Annotated in this window: 22 protein-coding genes; 16 read left to right on the top strand and 6 right to left on the bottom strand. The window is 65.0% G+C overall.

Going from position 1 to position 26,556, the window contains the following annotated elements; translation table 11 throughout:
• Nucleotide 1: 1 nt before the first annotated feature.
• Nucleotides 2-352 carry a DUF202 domain-containing protein gene (locus J2S53_RS05490; protein ID WP_456240054.1) on the top strand — a complete coding sequence of 117 codons (351 nt, stop codon included), beginning with the start codon at nucleotides 2-4 and terminating at the stop codon, nucleotides 350-352.
• A gap of 416 nt (nucleotides 353-768) precedes the next feature.
• On the opposite strand, the gene J2S53_RS05485 is transcribed toward J2S53_RS05490, so the two are convergent.
• Complete coding sequence (locus J2S53_RS05485; protein ID WP_456240053.1) at nucleotides 769-2,013, bottom strand: NAD(P)/FAD-dependent oxidoreductase; 1,245 nt, start codon at nucleotides 2,011-2,013, stop codon at nucleotides 769-771.
• Nucleotides 2,014-2,165: 152 nt separating this feature from the next.
• Here J2S53_RS05485 and J2S53_RS05480 point away from each other — a divergent pair, with 152 nt between their 5' ends.
• Nucleotides 2,166-3,539, top strand: a complete 1,374-nt coding sequence (locus tag J2S53_RS05480; RefSeq protein ID WP_456240052.1) for a cryptochrome/photolyase family protein — start codon at nucleotides 2,166-2,168, stop codon at nucleotides 3,537-3,539.
• 86 nt (nucleotides 3,540-3,625) lie between these two features.
• Here J2S53_RS05480 and J2S53_RS05475 read toward each other — a convergent pair whose 3' ends face one another.
• Together J2S53_RS05475 and J2S53_RS05470 are read right to left on the bottom strand one after the other, a co-directional pair.
• Nucleotides 3,626-4,516, bottom strand: a complete 891-nt coding sequence (locus J2S53_RS05475) for an oxygenase MpaB family protein (protein WP_456240051.1) — start codon at nucleotides 4,514-4,516, stop codon at nucleotides 3,626-3,628.
• Nucleotides 4,517-4,565: 49 nt separating this feature from the next.
• Nucleotides 4,566-5,456, bottom strand: coding sequence for an MBL fold metallo-hydrolase (locus J2S53_RS05470; protein WP_456240050.1), 891 nt, complete (start codon nucleotides 5,454-5,456; stop codon nucleotides 4,566-4,568).
• Nucleotides 5,457-5,800: 344 nt separating this feature from the next.
• Here J2S53_RS05470 and J2S53_RS05465 point away from each other — a divergent pair, with 344 nt between their 5' ends.
• From J2S53_RS05465 to J2S53_RS05430, 8 genes are all read left to right on the top strand, one after another.
• The gene (locus J2S53_RS05465; RefSeq protein ID WP_456240049.1) at nucleotides 5,801-6,139 is read left to right on the top strand and encodes a hypothetical protein; all 339 of its coding nucleotides are present in this window, start codon (nucleotides 5,801-5,803) and stop codon (nucleotides 6,137-6,139) included.
• Between the two features lie 517 nt (nucleotides 6,140-6,656).
• Entirely contained in the window at nucleotides 6,657-7,526 is an 870-nt protein-coding gene (locus J2S53_RS05460) for an arylamine N-acetyltransferase family protein (protein ID WP_456240048.1), read from the top strand.
• A gap of 34 nt (nucleotides 7,527-7,560) precedes the next feature.
• A complete protein-coding gene (locus J2S53_RS05455) occupies nucleotides 7,561-8,958 on the top strand; it encodes a tryptophan 2,3-dioxygenase (protein ID WP_456240047.1) in 1,398 nt (465 codons plus the stop codon).
• Between the two features lie 95 nt (nucleotides 8,959-9,053).
• Nucleotides 9,054-10,469, top strand: coding sequence for an aspartate aminotransferase family protein (locus J2S53_RS05450; RefSeq protein WP_456240046.1), 1,416 nt, complete (start codon nucleotides 9,054-9,056; stop codon nucleotides 10,467-10,469).
• Nucleotides 10,466-11,875: an amidase family protein gene (locus J2S53_RS05445; RefSeq protein ID WP_456240045.1), complete on the top strand. Its 1,410-nt coding sequence runs from the start codon at nucleotides 10,466-10,468 to the stop codon at nucleotides 11,873-11,875. The genes J2S53_RS05450 and J2S53_RS05445 overlap by 4 nt, the downstream gene beginning before the upstream one ends.
• Before the next feature lie 58 nt (nucleotides 11,876-11,933).
• Nucleotides 11,934-13,259, top strand: a complete 1,326-nt coding sequence (locus J2S53_RS05440) for an aminotransferase class I/II-fold pyridoxal phosphate-dependent enzyme (RefSeq protein ID WP_456240044.1) — start codon at nucleotides 11,934-11,936, stop codon at nucleotides 13,257-13,259.
• Between the two features lie 415 nt (nucleotides 13,260-13,674).
• Nucleotides 13,675-14,991, top strand: a complete 1,317-nt coding sequence (locus J2S53_RS05435; protein ID WP_456240043.1) for a S8 family serine peptidase — start codon at nucleotides 13,675-13,677, stop codon at nucleotides 14,989-14,991.
• Nucleotides 14,992-15,007: 16 nt separating this feature from the next.
• Complete coding sequence (locus J2S53_RS05430; protein ID WP_456240042.1) at nucleotides 15,008-15,238, top strand: hypothetical protein; 231 nt, start codon at nucleotides 15,008-15,010, stop codon at nucleotides 15,236-15,238.
• A gap of 80 nt (nucleotides 15,239-15,318) precedes the next feature.
• Here the strand turns inward: J2S53_RS05430 and J2S53_RS05425 are convergent, their stop codons facing one another.
• Nucleotides 15,319-16,539, bottom strand: a complete 1,221-nt coding sequence (locus tag J2S53_RS05425; RefSeq protein WP_456240041.1) for a site-2 protease family protein — start codon at nucleotides 16,537-16,539, stop codon at nucleotides 15,319-15,321.
• 222 nt (nucleotides 16,540-16,761) lie between these two features.
• Here J2S53_RS05425 and J2S53_RS05420 point away from each other — a divergent pair, with 222 nt between their 5' ends.
• From J2S53_RS05420 to J2S53_RS05410, 3 genes are all read left to right on the top strand, one after another.
• Entirely contained in the window at nucleotides 16,762-17,346 is a 585-nt protein-coding gene (locus J2S53_RS05420) for a TetR/AcrR family transcriptional regulator (protein ID WP_456240040.1), read from the top strand.
• Between the two features lie 118 nt (nucleotides 17,347-17,464).
• A complete protein-coding gene (locus tag J2S53_RS05415) occupies nucleotides 17,465-17,746 on the top strand; it encodes a metal-sensitive transcriptional regulator (RefSeq protein ID WP_092626884.1) in 282 nt (93 codons plus the stop codon).
• A gap of 254 nt (nucleotides 17,747-18,000) precedes the next feature.
• The gene (locus J2S53_RS05410; protein ID WP_456240039.1) at nucleotides 18,001-20,364 is read left to right on the top strand and encodes a heavy metal translocating P-type ATPase; all 2,364 of its coding nucleotides are present in this window, start codon (nucleotides 18,001-18,003) and stop codon (nucleotides 20,362-20,364) included.
• Nucleotides 20,365-20,381: 17 nt separating this feature from the next.
• On the opposite strand, the gene J2S53_RS05405 is transcribed toward J2S53_RS05410, so the two are convergent.
• Entirely contained in the window at nucleotides 20,382-21,536 is a 1,155-nt protein-coding gene (locus J2S53_RS05405) for an adenosine deaminase (RefSeq protein ID WP_456242708.1), read from the bottom strand.
• 213 nt (nucleotides 21,537-21,749) lie between these two features.
• Here J2S53_RS05405 and J2S53_RS05400 point away from each other — a divergent pair, with 213 nt between their 5' ends.
• Nucleotides 21,750-22,496 (top strand): GntR family transcriptional regulator, encoded by a 747-nt coding sequence (locus tag J2S53_RS05400; RefSeq protein WP_456240038.1) that lies wholly within the window; start codon nucleotides 21,750-21,752, stop codon nucleotides 22,494-22,496.
• A gap of 334 nt (nucleotides 22,497-22,830) precedes the next feature.
• Nucleotides 22,831-23,814 (top strand): arabinan endo-1,5-alpha-L-arabinosidase, encoded by a 984-nt coding sequence (locus J2S53_RS05395; RefSeq protein WP_456240037.1) that lies wholly within the window; start codon nucleotides 22,831-22,833, stop codon nucleotides 23,812-23,814.
• A 79-nt stretch (nucleotides 23,815-23,893) separates the two neighbouring features.
• Here J2S53_RS05395 and J2S53_RS05390 read toward each other — a convergent pair whose 3' ends face one another.
• Nucleotides 23,894-25,579, bottom strand: coding sequence for a BCCT family transporter (locus tag J2S53_RS05390; protein ID WP_456240036.1), 1,686 nt, complete (start codon nucleotides 25,577-25,579; stop codon nucleotides 23,894-23,896).
• 261 nt (nucleotides 25,580-25,840) lie between these two features.
• Here J2S53_RS05390 and J2S53_RS05385 point away from each other — a divergent pair, with 261 nt between their 5' ends.
• A complete protein-coding gene (locus tag J2S53_RS05385; RefSeq protein ID WP_456240035.1) occupies nucleotides 25,841-26,305 on the top strand; it encodes an SRPBCC family protein in 465 nt (154 codons plus the stop codon).
• Nucleotides 26,306-26,556: the final 251 nt, after the last annotated feature.

Raw genomic sequence — 26,556 nt, 5'->3', positions numbered from 1 at the left:
CGTGCCCGACCACCACACGGGTGACGAGCGAGCCCGCGCCCCGGTCGATCCGGGGTTGCAGATCGAACGCACCACGTTGGCCTGGTTGCGCACCGGACTGTCCTTCGCGGTCGGTTCACTGGTGCTGACCAGGCTCATCGCCCACACCAGGCCGCTGGTCGCGCTCGGCTGCGTGCTGGCGCTGCTGCCGGTCGCGGTGCTGGTGGGAGTGTTGGCGGTGCGCCGCTACCGTGCCGACAGCGCCCTGCCGCAGCATCGGCAACCGCTGGCGGACGGTGCGCTGCCCGCGGGCGTCGCGCTGCTGGCCGTACTGGTCGGAGCGGTAGGGATGGTTTACACCGTGCTGTTGTAGCTGAACTTTCCGGTGGTGCCCGCTCTGCGGTCTCCCTTGGCGGAACCTCCCGCACGGCTCTCGCTGCGTTGCTGGGCTGGTCGCTCTGGTGTGGTGGTTGCGTAGCCGTCACGTGAGTCGGCGCCTTGCGGTGTTGGGCCGCTCTTGAGTAGCGATCTACGCGGCGAGGCGGCCCGGCCTTGCAATGCATCCGACTCACGCACCGGGCACACGCGCGCTGCGACTCGCATGGTCGCTTCTCGACGTATGGCGCGGGGCGGGGGAAATTTCGCGAGAAATTGACGCCCACCCAGACGGTGCCGACCGCGTACCACCCCACCCGCTCGGCGATTTCGTGGGAAGTCGACACTACGGGGTGCCGATCCCACCGGTGGTGGTTCGGCACTGGTGCTCCGAATCGGACCGCACAACCCCAGTCAGGGATGCTCGCCGCGGTCCAGATCGGCCAACACCGCTTCGGCGGCGCGTCGCCCCGAGACGAGCGCACCCTGGATCGAGCTGGTGTCGCGGTGATCGCCGCACACGTACAGCCCGTCGCGCAGCCGTACCTTTCGCCGGAACGGATGTGGCGCGGGCATGGCGGGAAGCGCGCGTGGAATCGGATACGTCGCCAGCCACTGCCACTCCCGGGTGCCGCTGCCGAACAGTCGGGCCAGGTGTTCCCGGACCTCCGGTTCCACCGCGTGCGGATCGGGGAGTGCTCCGAGAACCGAGGTGCTGATCAGACTGCTCCCGTCGGGCGAGTAGGACGGTGCCACGTCGCTGAGCACCGTGGTGTTGAGCACCGCCCGTCGTGCGTCGGTGACGATCGTGCCACCGCGTACCGGGCTGTGCCGGGCACGGTGGTAGAAGGTCGTCACGGCGTTCCACGCGGGAACCCGCAGTCCCGGGAGCAGTTCACCGGCGGTGCTCGCGTCGGTGGCCACCACCACGGCCCGCCCCCGCATCGTCGCGCCGTCGCGCAGTCGTATCCGCCCAGGTGAGACCTCGGCGACCGGCTGTTCGTACCTGATGCTCGCCGGTGACAGCCGCGCGGCGAGCTGCCGCGGCAGCGCGGCCATCCCGGTACGGGGCAGCACCGGCGCGGCACGGGCGAAGCAGCGCCACACGTGGTGGAAGAACCGCGAGGAGGTGGACAGCCGGTCCTCCAGGAATACCCCGGAGAGGAACGGCCGGAACAGCTCCTCGACCGTTCGCGTCGACAGACCTCGGCGTGCCAGGTCCACGCGGGTGGAACGGTCCGGTGCCGAGGTGAGGTGCCTGCCCGGCAGCAGCGCGTCGCGGGCGGTGAAAAGGCCGAGCGCGGCCGCGTCCGGAATCGGCAGTCCACCGCGCACGAGCTCACCGATACCGGCCGGATCCGTGCGTGGATCGGCCAGCCGCACGACGCGGCCGTCGCGCCGGACGTGTCGTATTCCCCTGGTGAACCGCCGCGGTTCCAGGGCGGGCACGTCGACGCGGTTCCGCACCTCGGGGTAGGCGGGAGCCAGCACCTGGAAACCGCGGTCCAACCGGAAACCGTCCACCTCGTCGGTGCGAACCCGTCCGCCGGGCTCCTCGGCCGCCTCCAGCACCAGAACCCTTACACCACGCGAGACCAACCGCTCGGCGGCGCTCAGTCCGGCGAGCCCGGCGCCCACGACGATCACTTCCGAGGCCACGCGGTGAACCTAGTAACCGCATCCGCGCCGCGCCACTCGGCGAGCATCTGTCATTCGATCGAGTGAGTCCAGTCGGAATGGTGGGATGTGCTGCCGAAACCTCGTCCCCGCGGCCACGGGGACGCCGGACCGATCCAGTAGCCTCGTGCGGCGTGACCGCCCCCGCGATTCTGTGGTTCCGCCGTGACCTGCGACTGTCCGACCACGCGGCCCTGCTGACCGCCGCACGCCGGTCCGAATCCGTGTTGGCGGTGTTCGTGCTCGACGACAACCTGCTGCGCCCGGCCGGGGCCAGTCGGCGCGACTTCCTGTACGGGTGTCTGCGTGAGCTGGACGAGCGTCTCGGGCACCGGTTGCTGATTAGGCACGGGGACCCCGCCGAGGTGCTGCCGGAACTGGCCGGGCGCGTCGGTGCGGAGAGTGTGCACGTCTCCGCCGACACCAACCCCTACGGCAGTCGCCGTGACGGGCGTGTACGCGAAGCGCTGCGGGAACGAGGAGTCGACTGGGAGGTCACGGGCTCGCCCTACGCGGTGACACCGGGACGGATCACCAAGGCCGACGGTACGCCGTACAAGGTATTCACCCCGTTCCGCCGTGCCTGGTCCGAGCACGGCTGGCCGCTCCCCGCCGAGACCGGTGTGGACACCGTGGAATGGATGAGCCCCGACGGACTCGACGGTCTGCCCGTTCCCGACGTCGAGCGGGACGCGGGCCCCGAGCTGCCACCACCGGGCGAGACGAACGCACTGCGCCGTTGGCACGAGTTCGTCGAATCGGGCCTGGCGGAGTACAACCAGCAGCGCGACCGGCCGGACATCGCCGGGACCAGCAGAATGTCGGCCTACCTGCGTTGGGGGTGCGTGCACCCCCGCACGATGCTGCGCGATCTGTCCCGACTGGACCACCACGGCGCGGGGAGCTACCGCAACGAACTGGCCTTCCGGGAGTTCTACGCCGACGTGCTGTGGAACTGGCCCGCCAGCGCCCGGTACAACTTCGACACCCGCTTCGACCGGATGCCGCTGGACACCGGCAGCGAGGCGAACGTGCTGTTCGACGTCTGGTGCGCGGGACGGACTGGCTTCCCGATCGTGGACGCGGGAATGCGCCAACTGCTGCACGAGGGCTGGATGCACAACCGCGTGCGGATGATCGTGGCCAGTTTCCTGGTCAAGGATCTGCATCTGCCCTGGTGGTGGGGAGCTCGCCATTTCATGCTGCACCTGGTGGACGGGGATCTGGCCTCCAACCAGCACGGCTGGCAGTGGGCGGCGGGCAGCGGCACCGACGCCGCGCCCTACTTCCGCGTCTTCAACCCGACCACGCAGGGTGAGAAGTTCGACCCCTCAGGGGAGTACGTGCGCCGGTACGTGTCGGAACTGCGCGGTGTCGACGGCAGCAGGGTGCACCGTCCGTGGAAGCTCGACGGCGCGCGGGCGCCGGACTATCCCGCACCGGCGGTCGATCACTCGCACGAGCGGCAGGAGGCGCTGGCCCGCTACGGTCGCATCAAGAACTCGTAAAGAATTCGCGGCGGCATGTCCCGGGCTGCCGTGAGTTCTCCCTCCGAGCCCGTCGCGAATGTCCGGCCGCTGCGGAAGCGAGGTCGTCACCCTTCCGCGGGCTGCTCCCGCCGGGACGGGTGCTCTTGCCGGGAGGGTGCGGTCATCGCCCAGCGGATACCCGCCGTGACGGTCCGCCCGCTCAGTCGCACCAGAGTCGCCTCGGTCACCGGCAGGTACGGCAGCCGCAGCGGCAGTCGCGCCCAGCGGGGCAGCAGTGCCACGGCCGCCGCCGCCAGTCCCGCGTAAGGGGCACGGGCCGCCAACGGCAGCGGTGGTTCCAGCAGCAGGAACCGCGCGGTGGAGCGCGCTTCCGGGGTTCCCGCCAGTTCGGGACGGTACTGCCGGATCTGCTCGTCCAGTTCGGCCTCGGTCTCCGGTGGGTCGATCACGCCGAGCTCACGTGCGACGTGGGCGGTGTCTGCGACATAGCCGTCCCGACCGGGAGCGTCCAACGGGCGCTCGCCGTAGCGCTGGTGCGCCCGCAGGAAACTGTCGATCTCGGCGATGTGCACCCAGCGCAGCAGCCGCGGGTCGGTGGCCGCGTAACCGCGTCCGTCGGGCGCGGTTCCCGCTACGTGCTCGTGCACCGCACGGATCCGGCGGACGGTCTGCTCGGCGTCGTCGGCGGTGCCGAACGTGGTCACCGCCAGGAAGTAGCTGGTTCGTTGCAGCCGTCCCCACGGATCACCCCGGTAACCGGAGTGCGCGTTGACCCCGGCCATCGCCAGCGGGTGCAGCGACTGCAGCAGCAGTGCCCGCAACCCGCCGACGAACATCGAGGCATCCGCGTGCACCCGCCGGATCGGCCGTTCCTCGTCGAACCAGCGCGGTCCCGTGGTGGAGTGGATGCGCTCCCTACGTTCCGGTCCCTCCGAGCCCGCCACGTGTTCGAATACGCTCGCTCCCAGCCGGGAGCGCAGCCGCGATACGGTCATACCGCCATCGTGCGCGCATCCGTGCCACGCGCGCCACGGTGCGAGGCCCTCACAGCTCCAGCGGGATCCGGCTTCCCGCCGCACCGAGCATCGCGGCGATCGCGTCGGCGATGTCCGGGGTGTGACGACGGTTCTCGGCGTGCGCCACGCGCAGGTTGACCGAATGGCGTTCCGCGTCGTGCCACTCGGGCCAACCCCGCCGCGCCAGGTCTTCCAGCCTGGCGAACTCGGGCAGCGCCTCGGTGGTGTTGTCGAGCAGCCATCGCAGGTACTCGCGCTGCTGCGCGAGCACGGAGTCGTCGCGGGTGATCACCGGGCCGTGTCCGGGGACCAGGGTGTCCGCCTCGAAGGTCTCCAACCAGTCCAGTGCCTCGATCCAGCCCCCGATGCTGCCGTGCAGCGCCAGGGGAGTGACGCCGTGGAACAGCAGATCGCCGGTGAACAGCACACCGTCGTCGGGGTGGTGGATCACCAGGTCCCCGTCGGTGTGCGCCCTCGTGGGCACCGGGTGGATCTCGGCGTGGGTACCGCCGAGATCGACGGTGGTTCGCCCGGTTACCGGAGTGATGTGATCCGGCGGGTCGATCGAGCCCCAGTCGGCGTACTCGAACAGTTCCGGGTAGGTGTGCGGCCCGTCGTGGATCTCCTCGACCGCTGAGTTCGCCGCGTGGACCGAGCCGCCGTGTTCGACCACCTGACGTGCTCCGTGCGAGTGGTCGCCGTGAGCGTGGGTGAGCACGGCGGTCAACCCCGTCTCCGGCTCGGGACCTCGCGCCGCTTCCAACAGGGCCCGGCTGCGGCTCTCGGTGGCGCAGGTGTCGACGAGCAGGGTCCGGTGCTCCCCGGTGATCCAGCCCGCGTTGTTGTGGAACCAGCCGCCCGGCAGCTGCAGGTAGGCGGAGCTGTGCTTACCGATACGAGTGATCGCGGTGGCCGTCACTGCGTGGAGTCCCCTTCCGGAAACGAAGATCACGGATGTCGCTCGGTCATGTTATGCCGCACGGTTGTGACGCCGCGCACGCCACTGTCCGAGCTCGACGGATTCGGCGTGTCGCCCCTTGGCGGTTTCCGTTCTCGCCCCTCCTCGAACGGCAGTGTCGGATCGGTACCGGATCGAGAGATGCCGTCCTTCAGCAATAGTGCGTTTGAAGTTTCAGTATTGATCGAAATAAACTGCTCGTGCGAGCGGTGGCATCCAGCAGTAGGTGTCGTGGCTCCGCTGCCGAACGAACCGATCGGTTGTTCGTGCGGTGCGATCCTCGAAGTCGCCGATAGCATGACGCCATGCGTCACCCCGTGACACCGGACGGGCGTTACTTCGTGGCACGTGGCAGGTTGTGGCGCCGCACGAATCCGGATCTCGATCCGGACCGTCGGGACGAACTCGTGCGGGAACTGATGGCCGCCCGCAGGAAGAAGCGGGCCGCGATGCGCCGGGAGGACGCCGCCGCCCGGGAAGAGGCGCGGACCGAGGTCGATGCGGCGAAGCGTGCCCTGGGAGAGCGCGGTCCGGTGTGGTGGACAGACGGAGCTCCCGATCTCACCGGGTACGCGGTCGGCGACACGCCCTACGCGGGCTGGTTCGCGGGGCTGGGTGAGCACCACGATCCCTCCGGAGAGTGAGTCGGGGAGCACGGTGAACGAAATCGTCTCACGCTCTCCCGCTGGCCCTACAGGCAATGTTATGAATATTTTTCCGATACGTACGGTGGAGAATTCCTGCTGAGCTTCCGGCGGCTCGGCACCCGTAGCTTCCGGCTCTGTTCGACGTGTCTGTCCGTTTGGCGATTTTGACATGATTGTCCGAAGCCCTTGTTCGTCGAGCCGGTGCTACAGTGCTCAGTAAACGCTCTCGAACGCCCGAGCGGTAGTGATCGGCATTTCCTTTCGATGTCATCTTCGTTCGGTAAGCGACTTGTCAGCGGTGCATCAGCGGTGAGTCAGCGGTGCGTCAGTAGATCTCTCTACGGTTTGCGCAGAGAGCGGTGAACGGTGGCACCGAGGGAATCGATGATCGAGTGAATAAATATTTTGGTGTAGCGGTCGTGCGTGAGAGGAATGTTGTCGTTTTAAGCCGGTTTTCGATCGGTTGTGGTGAATCTGAACAGGGGTGATGTAGGTGAACTCAGGGGCCCAATGCTTGTGGAAGAGCGACGAAGTCGATCTCGAGCGGTATCTGACTCGTATCGGATATACGGGCGGACGAGCCGCCACAACAACGGCTTTGTTGGCGCTGCACCGCTCGCATGTCACTTCCATCCCCTTCGAGACGATCGACATCGTCCGCCGAAGGCCGGTGAGCCTGGAATTGCCGGATGTGCAGGAGAAACTCGTGAATCGTCTCCGGGGCGGTTACTGCTACGAGCACGTCGTGCTTTTCGCGGCCGTGTTGGAGCGATTCGGTTTCGGCGTAACCGGGCTGCACGCGCGAGTGACAGCTGACGCGCTGCGGTTGCTCGGCCTGCGTAAACGTCAGCGGGATACGTTGGATGACTCGCGCGCCGCACCGCGTCCCAACACGCACGCCGTTCTCATGGTCACAACCATTGACAGTCCGAATCCGTGGCTCTGCGACGTGGGGTTCGGCGGTGGTCCGTTGGAACCCGTCGAGCTGGTGGAGAACGGTTCTTCCGAGCAGTGCGGCTGGGAATTCTTCCTTCGGCGCGACAGCACGGAAATCGATACCGATCTCTGGAGGTTACGGCAGTACAGCCCGGCCGGATGGTTGGATCGCTACACTTTTACGATGATACCTCAGTACACCGTGGACTACGAAGTCGGTAATCATTACCTCACCACTCATCCTTCGTCGGTTTTCCGGCGCAACCTGTTCGTGCAACGTTTTCTTCCCGAACGTCACGATATCCTGCACGGCACCACTTGGTTCACCGTGCGACCCGACCAGCCATCCGTGGAAAAATTAATTAGCACGGAAGAGCTTTCCGGGTTTATTTATGACTTTTTCGGTATAGACGCGGAGGTGGAAAGCTGGTTCGATTCGTCCTTTTGATTCAGTGCATCCGCTCATGTTTTGGAGGGTTTTCTTGTTTTCTGAGAAAATTATTTCGCAAGAGTTTCCGGAAGTAGTGGAGTGGTTCCGGGAGCATTTGGAGAGTTCGAGTGAGAGTATGGATCGTTCGGGCGCCGTTTGCCCGTTTGCGGGACCCGCTCGAAATGCGGAAACGCTCGATTTTCGTGTGGCGGAGGTGGCCGATCGTGACGGCCTGTCCGAGCTTGCCGCACTTATGGAGGAGAACGTCGAAGAATTCCAGAAGATCGACTGGCCTGCGGGTAAGGAGAGTATAGGAGCGCTCGTTGTCGTCATACGGGGACTTCCGGAAAACCAGCATTTCCTGCTGGATGATGCCCAGGGTGCGGTGAAGGATATCGCGGTGCGAAAAGGATTGATGATCGGACAGTTTTATCCGGACTGCCCTGACTCCTCGGCGAGAAACTCGAATTTTCAGGTTTCGCAGGCTCCGGAGCCGCTTTTCGTGATACGTCGTATGGCTTTTCACGATATTCTTTTTCTGCACGACAATCCTAGGTTGTTCGCCGAGTACGAGCGGAGGTTCGGGCACTATTACACCGAACACGGGGAACGTAATATTGATCCAAGGTTCGTGGAGCTTTATCATACCGCTCGAGGGGATTTTTCCAAGAGTCCTTACATTGATTACCAGAGTATAGACACACTCTTGTCGCTCCAGTTCCCCAACACTCGGGCACCCGCCGAGATGACGTTCTACGTGATCGGCCAGGTAAAGGAAATGCTGTTCAAATTGATTTATAAGGAAGCTCGGTCCGTTCGGGCTCGTATTGTCGAAAACCGGGTGGAGGACGCCATCGTCCATTTGGGAAGAATCAAGCAGGAGTTTGACACGCTGAGCAGTACTTGGAATGTGGTCGACACTCTTTCCCCAGCTGATTTCGCCGAGTTCCGTGACCAACTCGGAGAGGCATCGGGGATCGACTCCTACATGTTCCGAATGATGGAGTTTATGCTCGGGAAAAAGTCGGAAGAAATGGCTGAACGCCACAGCGGTATAGCGGGTGCGGAAGAAAACGTCCGGCGCGCGTTGCGTGAGAGCAGCGTTTACGATGTTGCTGTGGAGCTGTTGCTCGATCGGACCGGGTCGGCTGTCGAGAAACAGAATTACCAGGATGTGCCACACGATTCTTCCGTCTCGGAAAAAGTGCTCGGTGCGTGGACGAGCGTGTACCGGCAACGAGATCGCTCCGACCAACTGTTTCGACTCGCGGAGTCCCTCATGGATGTTGCCGAGGCGTACGGGCGCTGGTGTTGTCAGCACATGCTGACGGTGGAACGAATCATAGGTTGCAAAACCGGCACAGGTGGGACGACAGGGGCTCACTGGCTTCGGAGCTCGGCGAATCATCGGATTTTTCCCGAACTCTGGCAGGCTCGCACTCTGGTCTGAATCTTTTTCGGCTCGGTTTTCATTGCTCCGAAGTGTTCGTTTTCCGTTTGATTTTCAATTCGAAATTTCCTTTCATGTGATTGTGAGGAGCTGTCTTGGTCACTTCCGAGAGAATCGCGCAGAAGATAGTCGACGAGTACGAGGACAGGACATCGGCATCACGGTCCGCCTTCCTGAAGGCGCAGGACCACATGCCGGGCGGTGATACGCGCACGATGACGAGCTACTGGCCTTATCCGGTGTATTTCGACAAGGGGCAGGAAAACACTGTACGAGATCTGGACGGGAACTGGTACACGGACTTTCTGGCCAACTACGGTGCTCTGGTGCACGGCCACAACCACCCTGCTCTGATCGAAGCGGTCCACGAGCAGATCGAGAAGGGAACCGCGCCGGGTGGACCCACGTTGGTTCAAATCGAGCACGCACGCCGGATGCGTGAGCGAGTCCCCTCACTGGAAAAATTGCGTTACTGCAACTCCGGTACCGAGGCGACCATGTGGGCGATACGAACGGCTCGTGCCTTTACCGGTCGTGATCTGGTGATCAAGATACACGGCGGCTATCACGGTACCCACGACTGGAGTCAGATCAGTGCCTTCGTCGTTGCCGGCGGGGAGTTCGAGCAGTATGATCGAGCGCTGGATCCGGTGCAGGTGAGTCCCGGGGTTCCCGAGAGTGTGCTGAATTCGGTTCTGTCCATTCCTTACAATGACACCGCGACAGCTCGACGAGTTCTGGGTGATTACGCGGAACGGGTAGCGGCCGTGATAGTTGAGCCGGTGCTCGGCGTCGGTGGTGGCATTCCAGCGGAACTGGATTTCATGCGCACTCTTCGTGACCTTACCGATGGTATAGGTTCCCTGATCATTTTCGACGAATGTGCCACTTTCCGGGTAGGCCCCTGGCAGCTGAAGCACGATGTACGACCCGACCTGACCACTTTCAGTAAGATCGTCGGAGGCGGGCTTCCCATCGGTGTTTTCGGAGGACGTTCGGACGTGATGAAGATTTTCGACCCACTGTCGGAAAGTGAACCGGTCTTTCACGCCAGCGCTTTCGGGGGTAACAGTCTTTCGCTGGCTTCAGGAATCGCTGCCCTGGACAATTTCGGTTCGGACGAGATCGAGCGTCTCAACGAACTCGGATCCGCACTTCGCGCAGGCCTTGACCGGATGGCTGCTCGGGAAGGGATCGCGGGTGACGCGGTTGGTTTCGGTTCCATCAGCTATTTCCACTTCGGCTCGGGAAGACTGGACAACGCGGCAGACACGGCGGCCAGACGTGCGAACAGGGCTACACTGCGAGGTTTGATGCATCTGGAGCTGCTCAACAAGGGATTCCTCTTGGGAAGACATGGCATCATTTGTCTCAGTACGCCTACGTCGAACGAGGCCGTTTCCGATTTAACGAGTGCTTTCGGCGAGGTGCTGTGCAAGCTGCGTCCCTACATCGCCCATCATCATCCCGACCTGCTTGTCGAGCCCTCGGTACACGGAGAATCGGCATGAGCGTCTCACCCGCTGATTGGTCGTTGACGCGAGCGGTTCGTGAGCTGACCAGTGGACGTATCACTGCCGAGACATATGCTCGCGCGCTTCTCGCCCGCTGTGCCGAATATCGCTGGCTGAACGCTTTCGTCGCTTGTGATCCGTCGCGCGTGTTGGAACAGGCACGGGTGGCGGACTCGGCAGGTCCTGATACCACACGTCCGCTGCACGGTGTACCGATCGCGGTCAAGGACAACATCGACGCCTCCGGGTGGAACACCACGGCAGGAACACCGGCATTGCGGAACAATCTCGCCCACTTCGACGCCGGGGCGTGGTCACGACTGCGTGACGCCGGAGCCATCCTGCTGGGCAGGACGAACATGCACGAACTGGCCTACGGGATCACAGGGGACAATCACTGTTTCGGGCCGGTCCCTAACCCGGTCGCCGCGGGCAGGCTTGCCGGCGGTAGCAGCAGCGGCAGTGCGGCGGCCGTCGCTGCTTCGCTCGCTCCGGCCGGTTTGGGAACCGATACCGGTGGATCGGTGCGCATTCCCGCCGCGCACTGTGGCATCATCGGTTTCCGGCCCAGTACGGGGAGATACCCTGTGGACGGAGTCCTCCGGATATCGCACACCCGTGACACGGTCGGCATCCTGGCACGTGATGTAGCCGATCTGTGTTTGCTCGACAGTGTGCTCGCCGTTGAGACCGAAGCATCGGGGTCCACGGACTGGGGAAAACCCGGTACACGATTCGTCGTCCCCTCGTTCCCGGGAAATGTCGACCTCGACGCGGAGCTGATGACCGTTTTTCGTCGTGGATTGGAGAGACTGCGGAGAGCGGGACTGGTTCTGATCGACTCCGACCATCCCCCGGAGGTTCCGGAGTTGATCGACAAAACGAGTTTCCCGATATCGCTCGCCGAAACCCCCGTCAACTTCCGGAACTATCTGGCCGGGATGAAATACCCGGTGGGACTGGAGCGGTTGTTGGCGTCGGTGGCAGATCCCGAGGTGCGCGAGTTGTTGTACCCGCTCCTGTTGGAGGAGCCCATAGGGGACTCCGAGTATCGACGGGCTCTGGACAGTCTTCTTCCGGAGCTCGATCAGCTGGCTCGGCACACCCTCGACAGGCATGGCGCGGTGGCTTACCTGGTTCCTACCACTGTTCTCGGTCCACCTGGTACGAACACCTGCCGCGAGGTGTCGCTCAACGGTCGTGGTGTTCCCACCTTTTCCACCTACGTGCGCAACACCAATCTGGCCAGCCTCGTCGGCTGGCCTTCGGTCAGCATCCCGGTCGGAAAAACGGTGCGGGGCCTGCCTGTCGGTCTCCAGCTTGACGTTCCTGCCGGTCACGACCGCCAACTGCTGGACCTGGCTCGACGCTGCAGCGCTCTGCTGTCCGGTCCTTCGTCGTAGTCGACGTAACTCCTCGGCACCCACTAAGCGGAACAGAGACGTCACAGGAGTGATTTCCTTGCGGAACCCCTCGGAAGTGTTCGGCTCCGAACACCTGCCGGATCGACTCCCCGACGCCGAGCTCATCGAGCGGTACCGGCGAAGCGGCGGAAATCCGGAAGAGTTGATCTATCTAAGTCTGGGGGAGAGTTGGACCGGACCGCCCACAGGGCTTCGTGAGGCGCTGTCGGGTGCGGTACCCGAGTACGCGCACGGCTACACGCTCTCCCCGTACGGTTTTCCCGCACTGCGGGATGTCCTACGGCGGTACATCGTTACCACGCACGATCTCCTCCCGGAGCCGGATGTTCGAACCGATTACGAGGTCGCGGTGAGCTCGAACGGAACCCGGGACGCGATGTTCGACTTCGGCAGGCTGTTGTGTGCCACCGCTGGTGAGCGTGAAGGAGACAAGATCGCGTTACTGCCCAACCCCGGCTGGGACTACTCCGGGGTTTTCGAGCCGCTCGGTTTCCGCGTGTTGCCCTATGATGTGTCGGAAGCGGACGCATATCGCCCCGACGTCGATTCGGTGGTGCGGCTCCTGGACGTCAGCAGGAAGAGCTGTCCACGAGCCCAGCTGTTGCTGGTTCTCAATCCGCAGCACAATCCTACCGGAGCGGACTGGGGGGACGAGGCCGTTCGACAGTTGATCAGAGCCGCGCTGCGGAACCGGGTCGCTCTGCTGATAGACGACGCGTTCTATGCCGTCTACGATCCGGATACTGTACCCACCAACACCGTCGGGATTCTGCTAGCGGAATCGGCCCGTAGTGAGGTGGGCAGTCGGTTTCCCTGGCTGGCCGTCCGAACCCTGGGCAAACAGTTCCACTGCAACGGCTGGGGGATAGGTGCGTTGACGGCCCATCCCGAAACATTACGCGGCCTGGTTCGACAGGTGCACCATCACGCATACGGCGCTGCCGTGCCTTTGCAGGCGGCAATAGCCGGATGGATGGCCGATCCGGCCTCGGTTTCGTATCTCGAAGGCTTACGATGCGACTATACCGCCAAACGTACGCACGTCGCCCGAAGGTTGGTAAGTGAACTCGGATATCCGGAGCACGCCGGTTTTCCGGGGTGCTGTACTTCTTATGTCCGCCTCCGTGTTCCCGAACGATTTTTGTGTTTTTCCGATCCGGCTGCGATATATCGGGGGAGATGCCTTCACGATGCTGGTGTTCTGTTCGGCGAGGGAAGTATGGTTCCCGAACATTATGGAAGTGATTCGGTCTCGAAACACGTACGGCTGTACCTCGGTCCGAAACGTTTCGAGCTCGATTCGGCGGTGGACCGGATCCTGGATGCCGGACTGAGCTGGATCGAGCCGACCCCAACGATGTGAACGATTCCGCTCCTGGTGGGGCGAACGGTTGCTCGTGGCGTCCGGTGGCGGCCCGCTGGGTAGCGCTCGTTCCTCCTGTTCATGGTCTCGCCCCTGGGCAGCACAACTAAATGAAAAATATTAATTTACGTGCGGTGTTCGGGTCTCCTCTACTCGAAAGTCGGGTTCGAGCTGAACCTTTTCGGTCGGATGACACGTATGGATGTCGGTGGTTGGGAGAGAACACGTAACCGGCTATCATGAATGCAAGAGTGGTTCACGGGTATGGTGTCAGACCGATGCGGCCGCTACACAGACGTTTTCGGATTCGTTGTTTCGGTTCCGAGGTTGTTGAGCCGGACGACGTGATGGGGCGCGTGACCGGTTGTGAGCTCTCGGCACCGTGCCGCTCTCTCACAGTCTGGAGGAAACCGCTATGACCAATTCCGTTCCGTCCACCGGTGACGATCGTCTTACCGGGGACGCTTCCGCACAACTGGTATCACCGACCGGACGATACGTCCTGGTGTTCAGCGACGATACATTCGCCCGTGAGACCGATCAGGTCGAAACGCTGCGTTCGGTGGGTGGCGCGGTCAACGTGGCCAGCACCTCCGACTACGAATGGCGTGCGCTGAACGTGGATCAGGCCGCCTCGGCCGATGCCACCGTCTTCGCCGACCTCGGTATCGGCACGGTGACGGCCGATCCGGACAGGGCGGCCTCGATCATGGCCGCCGCTGCCGAGGACCCCCGCGTGACGGCCATCGAGCCCGAACAGTACATGTACGCCCTGAGCGGGCCGGAGGACACACAAGCAGAACCGTCCACGGCTCGGACACCGACCACTGACACCGGCTGGTCCACCGTTCGGGCCGCCCCGGTCGAATTCCACGACACCTCCGAGGCGACCTGGGGGCTGCAGGCCACCGGAGTGCTCGACTCCGCCGCGACCGGCCAGGGAATCCGGGTGGCCGTGCTGGATACGGGGCTGGACTCGAGTCATCCGGACTTCGCCGACCGCGAGATCTCGGCACGTTCCTTCGTGAGCGGCGAAGCAGCCCAGGACGGCAACGGTCACGGCACGCATTGCGTGGGCACGTCCTGCGGCCCGGAGAACCCGCCGGAACCACCCGGCAGCCGTCGTTACGGAGTGGCGACCCGAGCCGAGATCCTGGTGGGCAAGGTGCTCGGTGACGGTGGATCCGGTACCGACACCAACATCCTCGCCGCGATCAACTGGGCGATCGGCAACGACTGCCGGGTGATCTCCATGTCGCTCGGTGCCGACATCCGTGCCGTCTCACGGCGTTACGAGACCGTGGGGCAGCGGGCGCTCAATCGCGGTTCGCTGATCGTGGCAGCCGCGGGCAACAACGCCGACCGCGATTCCGGGAACCCCGGTTTCGTGGGTGTCCCGGCCAACAGTCCCTCGATCATGGCGGTAGCCGCGTTGGACTCCCGGCTCGGCATAGCCGACTTCTCGGCGCGCAGCAACCCGGTCGACGGCGGGCAGATCGACATCGCGGCACCGGGAGTCGACGTGTATTCCACCTGGCCCATGGACCGGCGGTACCGCACGATCTCCGGTACGAGCATGGCCACCCCGCACGTCTCGGGCATCGCCGCGCTGTGGGCGCAGCGTACCGACGCGGCAGGGGAGGCGCTGTGGTCCACGCTGATCCGTGGTGCCCAGCGGCTCGAACTGCCCGGCGTCGACGTCGGAGCGGGAATCGCCAAGGCACCCTCGTGAGGCGCGGACGGAGACCATGACCGACGAAGTGGTGGTCACCGTGCACGACGAGTGGCTCGACCACATCGACACCGTGGCGCGGCGACTGCGTCGGGTCGGGATGCGCGTGGACCGGGTGCTCGAGCTCGTGGGGGTGATCACCGGCGTTCTGGAGCGTGAGCACTTCGACGCTGCCCGCGCCGTGCCGGGCGTCGCCGCGGTGGAACGTGGCGAGACCGTGCGGATCCCAGGCGGTGAGAACCAGTAGGAGTCCGCCACTTCGGTGAGCCGGGGTGGCGGACTCCGACCGGGGAGACCGCTCACGGGAACGCTCCTCCAGAGGTGGCTTCACTGCCCCCGGCGTTGTCCCGGGTACCACCAGTCCGATGGTGGATTCGGTTCCGTGCCACCCCGACCACCGGCACCATCCGGCGCGATTCCCGCTCGGTGCGCGGCGGCACCCGGCATTCGTTCGGCGAGGAGCCGGTTGAGGTCCGTCGCTGGCACGATCCCCTCCGCTCGTCCCTGATCCAGCACCAGGATCGAGCGCCGGGGGTCGTCGTAACGGGCGAGCACGCTGGTCACCGGTTCACCGCGACTCGCGGTGGTGAACTCGGAGAGCGGATCGGCCAGCTCGCGCAGCGTGTTCCGGTTTCGCTCGGTGATCGGCACCTCGTGCAGTCGACGGGGGCTGAGCACTCCGCGCAGCGTGCCGTCGCGATCCACCACCGCGAATACCGAGCCGTCGTGGCCGAGCGGGGCGTTCAGCACGTCACTGACCGACAGGTCCGACCACCGCGGGGTCGCGCCGGTCGTGACGAACTCATCTATCCGGGCATCGCCCAACGCCATGCCCAGCCTTGCCTGCTGGCGTTCGGCGGCGGCGGCCTGTAGCACGAAAAGGCCGACCAGCATCGCCCAGATTCCCTCGATGCCCCGCGTGACCACACTCACGAAGCCGCCCGCGATGAGCAGGAACCCCAGACCAGCACCCGTGCGGGTCGCCCACAGGGCGGCTTTGAAGCGCTGTCCGGTACGGGCCCAGATCACCGCGCGCAGAATTCGACCGCCGTCCAGCGGAGCGGCCGGAAGCAGGTTGAACACCATGATCGCGAGGTTCAACATCCCCAGATAGGCAGCAACGATGATCGCCAGCTGGCCGGCCTGCAGAGTGACCAGCACCCATGTCGCTAGCGCGAACGCCCCCGCCACCGCGCCGCTCACCAGCGGTCCGACGCCGGAGATGAACAACTCCGCCCTGGGGGTGGGGGCCTCGCCGCGCAGCCGGGCGATCCCGCCGAGCAGCCACAGCGTGACCCGGTCCACGCTCAGACCGTGTCGTACGGCCACGAGCGCGTGAGCCAGTTCGTGCAGCAGCACCGAGACGATCAGCAACAGCGCGGCCGCGGTGCTCGCGAGCCAGTAGAAAACCGTGGCGTGTCCGGGAAGCGTGGTGGGCAGCCAGTAGGCACCCAGCATGAAGACGATCAGTCCGATGATGCCCGCCACGCTCCAGTGCAGCTGCAGGCGAATCCCGGCCACCCGGCCCAGCGGAATCGTTCCCGTCATCACCGTTCACCGCCCTTCGGCGGGGTGTTGCCGACAGTGGGGTGCGAGGTGTGCCCACTGCGCGGTCATCCCGATGTCCAGCGTAGTCGCTTCCCCGGGCTGGTATCGAACAATCGTGCGCGCCCGAGCTTCGAGGAACGCGGGATCGCTCCGGTATCGTCCGCGACTCGCGGTGCCGCGAGTACCGTCGATTCCGCGACCGGGCGAAGGGAAGAGCTGCTGATGAGTACCGGCACGGCGACACGAGGATCGCGGCCGCGTGGTTCCGCGCGGGAGCGACTGCTCGAGGCGGCCTCCGAACTGTTCTACCGGCACGGCATCCGTGCCGTCGGCATCGACACGGTCATCGAGCGTGCCGGGGTCGCCAAGATGAGCCTGTACAACCACTTCAGCTCCAAGGACGAGCTGGTGGCCGCCTACCTCGAACGTCGTGAACAGCGCTGGAGCGCGTTCTTCGACAGCGAGCTGCGACGGATCGGCGGCACGTCCGCGGGCCGGGTGCTGGCGGCTTTCGACATCTTGGCGAGCTGGCTCGAACGGGAGTGTCCCCGTGGATGTGCGTTCGGCAACGCCGAGGCCGAACTCGCCGATCCGACGCATCCCGCGCAGGCGGTGATCGAGGGGGACAAGGCGCGGTTGCGCGAATGGCTGACCGAACTGGTCGCCGCTTCGGGGTCGGCCGATCCGTCGCTGCTCGCCGAGCAGCTCTTCCTGCTGTGGGAAGGAGTGCTGGTCACTTCGGGCACCGGACGGGTCCGTGATCCGGTCGCCGCGGCCAAACAGGCTGCCGCTCGACTGCTGGGATGAGTCCTACATACCCCCCCGGGGGTTCGTGGCCCGTCCGGTGGGGCCTGGTTCTCACGGGTGGGGTTACGGGTAGGGGGTATGCTGGGATTGGTTTGTCCGTGTCGGTGAGGGAGGTCGAATGCGCGGGTATGCCCAGGACAAAGAGGAGTACCTCAAGCGGCTGCGGCGTGTCGAGGGCCAGGTGCGCGGTCTGGCGCGCATGGTCGAGAACGATGAGTACTGCATCGACGTACTGACCCAGGTCTCGGCGGTTACCAAGGGGCTGCAGGCGGTGTCGCTGGGGCTGCTGGACGAGCACCTCAAGCACTGCGTGGCCGAGGCCGTCTCCGAGGGCGGTGAGGACGCCGAGGCCAAGATCCAGGAGGCCAGCGACGCCATCGCTCGTCTCGTGCGCTCCTGAGCCGGCCCCTTCTCGGCGCTCTGTCCCGCGGGCGCGGGTGCGTGTCCGTTCCGGGGCGAGTCCTGTGACCGGTGCTCGTCGTCGGTAGTCCGGCTGTGGGAGTTCGGCGCTCGACTCGTTGACACGGTACCCCCGTAGGGTATATAGCTGGATTCGGAACACGATATCGAACGCGGCCAGTCACGAGTCGCCGCCGGCGACCTCCGTCGCGGTGCCGCGGAAAGCTCCCGGTCGTGTCGAGAGGGGAACCAGCGATGACCACCGGCCGACAGGACACGCTCCCATCGGAGCAGGCGATCGACACCGAACTGTCGGTCGGCGGAATGACCTGCGCCTCCTGCGCCTCTCGGATCGAGCGCAAGCTCAACAAGCTCGACGGGGTGAGTGCCACCGTCAACTACGCCACCGAGAAGGTCAGGGTTACTCATCCCCCTGATACCGGTACCGAGCGGCTCGTCGGCACCATCGAGGCGGCGGGCTACAGTGCCACCCCCGCCGGCTCCTACAGCCCCGAAAGCCGCGACGAAACGGCGGGTGAAGCCACGGAGACCGCCGAGAGCGCGGGGAGCGACGAGCTGCTGCTCCGGCAGCGGTTGATCGTCTCGGCGCTGCTCTCGGCCCCCGTCATCGCCATGGCCATGGTGCCCGTGCTGCAGTTCACCTACTGGCAGTGGATCTCGTTGACCCTGGCCGCGCCGGTTCTGGTGTGGGGGGCGCTGCCGTTCCACCGCGCCACCTGGACGAACCTGCGCCACGGCGCCGTCACGATGGACACCCTGATATCGCTGGGTACCTCGGCGGCCTTCGGTTGGTCGCTGTACGCCCTGCTGTTCGGTGGCGCCGGGGTTCCCGGCATGACCCACTCCTTCGATTTCTCGGTGCGACACGTCGACGGTGGGAGCTCGATCTACCTCGAAGTAGCCGCCGGCGTGACCACCTTCATCCTGGCGGGCAGGTACTTCGAGGCCCGCTCCAAGCGTCGATCCGGAGCGGCGCTACGTGCGCTGCTGCGGCTCGGCGCCAAAGAGGTCGCGGTGCTGCGCGACGGCCGGGAGTCGCTCGTTCCGGTCGAACAGCTGCGCGTCGATGACCTGTTCGTGGTACGTCCCGGTGAGAAGATCGCCACCGACGGAGTGGTGACCGAGGGCAGCTCGGCCGTGGACGCGAGCATGCTCACCGGCGAATCCGTGCCCGTCGAGGTCGAGCCCGGTGACACCGTGATCGGTGCCACGGTCAACGCGGGCGGCCGGATGGTCGTGCGAGCCACGCGGATCGGTTCCGACACCCAGCTGGCCCGGATGGCCAAGCTGGTCGAGGACGCGCAGGCGGGCAAGGCGCGGGTACAGCGTCTCGCCGATCGGGTCTCGGCGGTGTTCGTGCCGATCGTGATCGTCCTCGCGCTCGGTACGCTGCTGTACTGGCTGTTCGCCGGTGGCGGAGTCACCACCGCGTTCACCGCCGCCGTGGCCGTGCTGATCATCGCCTGCCCCTGTGCCCTGGGGCTGGCCACCCCCACGGCACTTCTGGTCGGTACCGGCAGAGGCGCTCAGCTGGGAATACTGATCAAGGGCCCCGAGGTGCTGGAGTCCACTCGCCGCGTGGACACCGTCGTGCTGGACAAGACCGGAACGATCACCACTGGCGACATGGAGCTGCTCTCGGTCCACACCACCGAGGACGGTTCGGACTCCGAGGTGTTGGCCTTGGCCGGAGCGTTGGAGAACGGCTCGGAGCACCCGATCGCCCGGGCCATCGCTCGCGGCGCCGCCGAGCGGGTGGGTCCGCTGCCCGCGATCGAGGAATTCGGCAACATCGAGGGACTCGGCGTACACGGAGCCGTCGACGGCCACACCGTCCTCGTGGGGCGCGCCCAGCTGATCGAGCAGCGGGGCATTACGCTGCCCGGGCCACTCGCCGAAGCCAAGCGGGCCGCCGAACGGGACGGCTCGACCGCGGTGGTGGTGGCCCGCGACGGTGAGGCCCGCGCCGTGCTGGTCGTCGCCGACACCGTCAAACCCAGCAGCGCGCAGGCCGTGCGAGGAATGCGCGAACTGGGGCTCACCCCCGTGCTGTTGACCGGTGACAACGACGCGGTAGCCCGCTCCATCGCCGCCCGCGTCGGTATCGAGCAGGTCCGGTCCGAGGTGATGCCCGAGGACAAGGTCGACGTCGTCGGGCGTATCCAGGACCGAGGCGGCGTGGTCGCCATGGTCGGTGACGGGGTCAACGACGCCGCGGCGCTCGCACGTGCCGACCTGGGGCTGGCGATGGGAACGGGTACCGACGTGGCGATCGAGGCCAGCGATCTCACGCTGGTGCGTGGCGATCCGCGCGCCGCGGTGGACGCGATCCGACTGTCCAGGCGCACGCTTCGGACCATCAAGGGCAATCTGTTCTGGGCGTTCGGGTACAACGTGGCCGCGTTGCCGCTGGCCGCGGCGGGACTGCTCAACCCCATGATCGCTGGGGCGGCCATGGCGTTCAGCTCGGTGTTCGTCGTCGGCAACAGCCTTCGACTCCGCGGTTTCCGCGGGGTCGCTCACCAGGACTCCGCGAGCACCCCGCTCGGGGCCGGCGGCGATCCCGTTCGTGCGGAAACCACTTCGTTCACCCACTAGATCCAGGCTGCCGAAACTCACTCGCCGGTTCCGGAGGGAGCCGCCACCGGACCCACCGAGTCGTCCACCCTGCCGAACAACGCCTCCGAGCGCAGTGCGGCGTAACCGGGTTTGATCACCTCGTTGATCAGCGCGAGCCGCTGGTTGAACGGCAGGAACGCCGACTTCATCGCGTTGACCGTGAACCACTGCAGATCGTCCAGCGTGTAGCCGAAGGTGTCGATGAGCTCGCGGAACTCACCACTCATGCTCGTCTGGCTCATCAGCCTGTTGTCGGTGTTGACCGTCACGCGGAAGTGTAGTCCCCGCAGCAGGGCGATGGGGTGCTCCGGCAGGGAGTTCACCGTCCCGGTGTGCACGTTGGACCGCGGGCACATCTCGAGCGGAATCCTCCGGTCCCGCACGAAGGAGGCGAGCCGCCCCAAGTGGGCTGTTCCGTGCTCGTCGAACGTGATGTCGTCGAGGATCCGAACTCCGTGCCCCAGGCGCGCCGCGCCGCAGTACTGGATCGCTTCCCAGATGGAGGGAAGCCCGAAACCCTCGCCCGCGTGAATGGTGAAGTGGAAGTTCTCGCGGCGCAGGTACTCGAACGCCTCCAAGGACTGGGTGGGTGGATGGCCCGCTTCCGGGCCGGCGATGTCGAAACCGACCACGCCCTCGTCGCGGTAACGTACCGCCAGCCTGGCGATCTCGGAGGAACGGGAGGCCTGTCGCATGGCACACAGCAGCAGCCCGAGCCTGATTCGCCTGCCGTGCCGCGCCGCACGGTTCGCGCCCTCGGCGAATCCGGCCAGGATGGCCTCGACCACCTGGTCCAACTCCAGGCCGCCCTGGGTGCTCAGTTCGGGGGCATAACGGATCTCGGCGTATACCACCCCGTCGGCGGCGAGGTCCTCGGCGCACTCCGCCGCGACCCGGTGCAGCGCCTCCGAAGTCTGCAGCACCCCGACAGTGTGGGCGAAACGTTCCAGATATTCCTCCAGCGAGCCGGCCTCGGCCGCCGCGGCGAACCAGCCCTCCAACTCCTCGGGATCCGTGCTCGGCAGCTGCTCGTAGCCGTTCCGCGCCGCGAGTTCGGCGACCGTCCGCGGGCGCAGGCCACCGTCCAGGTGGTCGTGCAGCAGTACCTTCGGAGCCTGCACGAGCTGTTCGTCCGTGGGGCCGGTGGTCATCCCTCGCATCAGTGCTCCTTCTGCCTTGCGCAAGGTTGTCAGACAAGTTTGATTGGTCGAGTGTCTACACCTCGCGCCGCTCTGGTGTCAAACTTTGCTTGCGATCGGCGTTTCGCATGGTTGTCTTGTTGTGTTCCCAGCTCGGCCCGGCTGATTGACCAGGGTGCCTCTTCGGAACTAACTTGTCTGACAAAGTTCCGAATGAGGTGAAGTGTGCCGGGCAGTCGTGGATCACAGCGCAGACCGTCGGTGGAGCTCTACGAGCGGATCGTGGAGGCCGTCCGCCAAGGACACTACCCACCCGGCTCGGCACTGCCGTCCGAACCCGAACTCGCCGGTGAGCTGGGGGTGAGTCGCCCAGCGCTGCGGGAGGCGCTGATCCTGTTGCAGGAGGACGGGGTGATCACGGTTCGTCGGGGGGTGGGTCGCACGGTCAGCACCGGGACCCCGCACCGGGGTTTCGAACGCCTGGGCTCCGTGGAGAAGTTGCTGGGTGCCGAGGCGACAGGCGTTCGTGCGCTGGCCCGCTCCACCGAAGAGCCGACCGACCTGGTGCTGCAACACCTGCCGGTCCCCGCGGCCAGCGAGATCCGGTTCTGGGAGAGCATCGTCGACGTCGAGGGTTCGCCCGCCTGCCTGGTCCAGGAATGGATTCTGCCGGACGAGACCCTCGTCGAGCTGGATCCGGACCTGCCGGAAGCGTTGCGTGTCGCCTCGGAGGAGCCGAGGACCATGTTGGACGTGCTGACCTCGCGCTCTCCCGGGCTTTCGCTGCGCGGGTCGAGCGGGATCACGGCGACAGTGCTGGGAGGGCAACGCGGTGTGGCCTTCCAGCGTCCGGCCGACACCCCGGTGGTGTTGATCACCCAGGTGGTCCGCGAGGACAGCACGCCGCTGATGATCGGCAAGTACATGTTGCCCAGTGGGGCTCCCGCCGTGCCGTTGTTGCAGACCAGATGAGCGGTAGGAGTCCGTTGCCGTCGTTTTCCCGGAGAGGATTCGGGTTTCGAAAGGTGACGGGTAGACGTCCGGCTATTCGGTACGTGGCTGCGCCGAATCGGCGGTGCCGGGCACCGCCGAAAGGACGCTGTGCGTCGGATTGTGTTGACCGTGACGTCACCTCGCCCTAACTTGACCGAACAGTGTTCGGCTTTTCGAACGGCTGGTTTCGGAACGATCGGCTACCGCGTTCGGGTGGCTCACATTGCCCGGTCGAGTGGACCAGCGTGTCATGGCCGGTCAGGTGAACGCGTGATTCCTAGTGTGCCGAGCACGGACAACCTTTGAGGAGCCCATGTTCACCAAACGAATTCCACTTCGGATAGCGGGTGTCATCGCCGCTTTGCTGACGAGCCTCGGAATCGCCGCCCCCGGCGCCGCCGCGGCGGACTACCCGATGCCCGGTGCCGTGACCGGCGATATCGGCGCACACGACCCATCCATGTTGCGTACGGATTCCGGCTACCGATTGTTTTCCACCGGTGGCGGGATTCAGCAGCGCCTTTCCGTCGACAGAACCGACTTCGAACGTACCGGTTCGGCGTTCACCAGTACTCCCTCCTGGATCCACGACTACAATTCCGAGGGCGACATATGGGCCCCGGACGTCTCCCACCACAACGGCAGGTACTGGCTGTACTACGCCGCCTCCTCGTTCGGATCCAACCACTCGGCGATCGGTCTGGCCACCAGCACGACCGCGGCGCCCGGTGACTGGCAGGACCAGGGCATCGTCTATAGCACGACCACCAGCGACAACCACAACGCCATCGATCCGAACCTGTTCGTCGACAGCTCCGGAAAGTGGTGGCTGGCCTTCGGCTCCTTCTGGAGCGGGATCCGCATGATCAGGCTCGACCCCGCCACGGGAAAGCAGCACGGTACGGACCGAACGCTCCACCATCTCGCCAGCGGTCCAGCCTCGGACGCCGTCGAGGCTCCGGAGATCGTCGAGCGTGACGGCTACTTCTACCTGATCACCTCTTTCGGACAGTGCTGTCAGGGCACCGACAGCACGTACCGGGTCATGGTCGGACGTTCCACCTCGCCCACCGGTCCCTATGTGGACCGCTCCGGAACCCCCATGCTGCAGGGTGGTGGTACGCGAATACTCGGAAGCCACGACAACATCATCGGGCCCGGTGGGCAGAGCGTGATGCACGACAGCGACGGCAGCCTGCTGGTCTACCACTACTACGACGCCAACGACTCCGGCGCGCACAAGCTGGGGATCAACCTGCTCGACTGGGACTCCCAGGGGTGGCCCTACGTGACGTGAGCTCTCGGTTCCGCTCGTGGTGAAGCGGCCGGTCGGACCCGGGTGAGGTCCGACCGGCCGCTGTGCTCGACTCGTGGATTCACTCCTGATCGCGACCGGAATCGTTTCGTCGGGTGTCCTCCTCGGAGGTACTCGTCGTGCTACCTCCGCCCGGCTCACCGGTCGGTCCCGTCCTCGTCCGTCTGGTCGCGCTCTCCCGGAGACCGATTAAAGGGCTCGGCTCCTCCGTTCGGGGCAGTGTGCGGCGTTCCTGATTCAGTGCCCTGCTCAGACCCACGCACATCAGCAGCAGCACGATGCAGAACGGCAGTCCGGCCACGATCGAGGCGGTCTGCAACGCGCTCAGCGCGTCCGCCCCGCTGACCGCTCCCGCAGCCAGCAACACCGCGGCGATCACACCCTCCAGCACGGCCCAGAACAGCCGCTGCTGCCATCTCGGACGCGGATCACCGCCGTTGGTGAGGATGTCGACCACAAGCGAGCCGGAGTCCGAGGAGGTGGCGAAGAACAGCACAACCACGATGATCGCCAGTACCGAGGCCAGTATGCTGACTACCTCGACCACCGGTAGTTGATTGAACAGCACGAACATCGCGGTTTCCGAACTCGCGTCGCCGATGGGGTTGTTCGGGTTGGCACGAAGCCGCTGCAGCGCCGCGTCGCCGAACACCGTCAGCCACACCATCGAGGCCCCGACCGGTGCGAACAGGGCACCGGCGATGAACTGCCGAATCGTACGTCCGTACGAGATCCTGGCAAGGAACATTCCCACGAAGGGGGACCAGGAGATCCACCATCCCCAGTAGAACAGGGTCCAGTCGGCCTGCCATTCCCGGGCCGCCGCGTTGCCGGGGTAGGTCTCGAAGCTCGTCAACGGCAGGTTCTGCAGGTAGGTGCCGATGTTGTTCGCCAGTGCGTTGACGATGTCGCGCGAGGAGGCCACTACGAACACGAACACCATCAGGGCGAACGCCAGCCACAGGTTGATCAGCGACAGGTTGCGGATGCCCTTGTCGATGCCGAGCATCACCGACACGACCGCGATCGCCGTGATGGACAGGATCAGGATCACCTGCAGCGTGGCCGTGTTCGGAATGCCGAACAGAGTCTCCAGTCCGGCGCCCACCTGCTGGCCACCGATCCCGAGCGAGGTGGCCAGGCCGAACAACGTGCCGAACACGGCGAGGATGTCGATCAGGTGTCCCACCCAGCCGTAGATGCGGTCGCCGAGCAGCGGATAGAACGCCGCGGCAGGGCGCAGTGGCATTCCTCTGCGGAACGCGAAGTAACCCAGCGACAGCCCCAGCACGATGTAGATCGCCCAGGGATGCAGTCCCCAGTGGAAGAAAGTGAGGTTCATCGCCTCGGAGACGTCCGCCTCGGTACCACCGGGGCCGGTGGGTGGGTTGAGGTAGTGCGAAACCGGCTCGCTGACCGCGAAGTAGACCAGCCCGATACCCATGCCCGCCGTGAACAGCATGGCGAACCATGGCAACCTGCCGTACTCCGGTTTGGAGTCCGGCGGACCGAGCCGTATGTTGCCGAACCTGCTCAGCATGATCACGACCACGAAGATGAGGAACAGCGTGGCCGACAGGATGTAGAGCCAGCCGAAGTTGGTCGTGATGAAGCTGTTGACGTTGCTCGCTACCGTGTCGACGTTCGCCGGGGCCAGCACGCCCCACAACACGAATGCTATGGCCACGATCCCCGAGATGATGAAGACCGGGGGATTCGTATGTGTTCTGATGTAATCTCGAATCACTGTGGATCACCATCCCCGAGCGCTGCGGGGCGCCCGCGGTGAGGACACCGGGACGCTTGGGGCCCGCGCACTATCGTCCTCTATCGGACCGTTCCATGCAGAGCAGACATTCGCGTCCGCCCGCTCGACGCCCGGTTTCGAGAACTGTATCGATCCTGATCCCGGTTCCGGTGCGACTGTGGTTGGCGGTACAGCCCCTCGGGCGAGAACCACACGCCAACAGCGGGTTAACTTGGGGAGAGTCGTTCTTACCAGGAGGTAATGGTGCTGGAACCCGCGGCCCGCGCTGAGCTCGAGATGGCGGTTCCGCCCGAGCTCGTCTACCGGATGCTCACCGATCTCGACGTGCTCGCCGAAGTCTCCGAGGAACTCGAGTCCTGCACCTGGCTGGACGAATCATCTCCACGCCCGGGAGTTCGTTTTCGTGGCTTCAACCGGAACGGTGATAAAACCTGGTCGACAGTGGCTACTGTGCGTGTAGCCGAAAGTGGACAATGCTTCGCATTCGACGTCGACGACGGTGACACACCGGTCTCGCACTGGCGTTTCGAGCTCAGTTCCACCGATGCGGGCTGTCTCGTGGTGGAAAGTGCCTGGGACCGTCGTCCTGCCTGGTACACCCCGGTCAGCGCCGATACCACCGGCGAGGCCCACAGGCAGGAAGCAAATCAACGCAACATCGAGCGCACTCTGCACGCGCTACGAGCGGCCGTCGAGCGCGGTTGAACCGTTCGGGCCGGGCGAGTGCCGCTTCCGAAGCCGTGCGCGAGCTCGGTGCGGGCTTTGCCGCGGATTTCCCAAGCGGACCCGAGTGTCTTTCTCGTCCCTTCATCGGATTCGCCGGTCTCTTCCGGGTAAGTGCCGCGAAGTTTCCGAAACATGTCGCTTCGGAGGATTCCGGCGAATAAGTGATCCTGTGTGGACGGATACACGTCTTTCACACTCTAGTGGTACTCCGATCGGTATTAGTACCCGCC

It is taken from the genome of Actinopolyspora lacussalsi (genome assembly GCA_030803735.1).
In the GTDB taxonomy this organism is placed as follows: Bacteria; Actinomycetota; Actinomycetes; order Mycobacteriales; family Pseudonocardiaceae; genus Actinopolyspora; species Actinopolyspora lacussalsi.
This window is presented reverse-complemented; position numbering and strand designations above follow the sequence as displayed.

Excerpts from the sequence above, each read along its gene's own strand:
- J2S53_RS05410 (WP_456240039.1), top strand. The coding sequence starts at position 18,001 with ATGACCACCGGCCGACAGGACACGCTCCCATCGGAGCAGGCGATCGAC.
- J2S53_RS05425 (WP_456240041.1), bottom strand. The coding sequence starts at position 16,539 with ATGACGGGAACGATTCCGCTGGGCCGGGTGGCCGGGATTCGCCTGCAG.
- J2S53_RS05420 (WP_456240040.1), top strand. The coding sequence starts at position 16,762 with ATGAGTACCGGCACGGCGACACGAGGATCGCGGCCGCGTGGTTCCGCG.
- J2S53_RS05445 (WP_456240045.1), top strand. The coding sequence starts at position 10,466 with ATGAGCGTCTCACCCGCTGATTGGTCGTTGACGCGAGCGGTTCGTGAG.
- J2S53_RS05475 (WP_456240051.1), bottom strand. The coding sequence starts at position 4,516 with ATGACCGTATCGCGGCTGCGCTCCCGGCTGGGAGCGAGCGTATTCGAA.
- J2S53_RS05415 (WP_092626884.1), top strand. The coding sequence starts at position 17,465 with ATGCGCGGGTATGCCCAGGACAAAGAGGAGTACCTCAAGCGGCTGCGG.
- J2S53_RS05430 (WP_456240042.1), top strand. The coding sequence starts at position 15,008 with ATGACCGACGAAGTGGTGGTCACCGTGCACGACGAGTGGCTCGACCAC.
- J2S53_RS05395 (WP_456240037.1), top strand. The coding sequence starts at position 22,831 with ATGTTCACCAAACGAATTCCACTTCGGATAGCGGGTGTCATCGCCGCT.
- J2S53_RS05435 (WP_456240043.1), top strand. The coding sequence starts at position 13,675 with ATGACCAATTCCGTTCCGTCCACCGGTGACGATCGTCTTACCGGGGAC.
- J2S53_RS05465 (WP_456240049.1), top strand. The coding sequence starts at position 5,801 with ATGCGTCACCCCGTGACACCGGACGGGCGTTACTTCGTGGCACGTGGC.
- J2S53_RS05405 (WP_456242708.1), bottom strand. The coding sequence starts at position 21,536 with ATGACCACCGGCCCCACGGACGAACAGCTCGTGCAGGCTCCGAAGGTA.
- J2S53_RS05385 (WP_456240035.1), top strand. The coding sequence starts at position 25,841 with ATGGTGCTGGAACCCGCGGCCCGCGCTGAGCTCGAGATGGCGGTTCCG.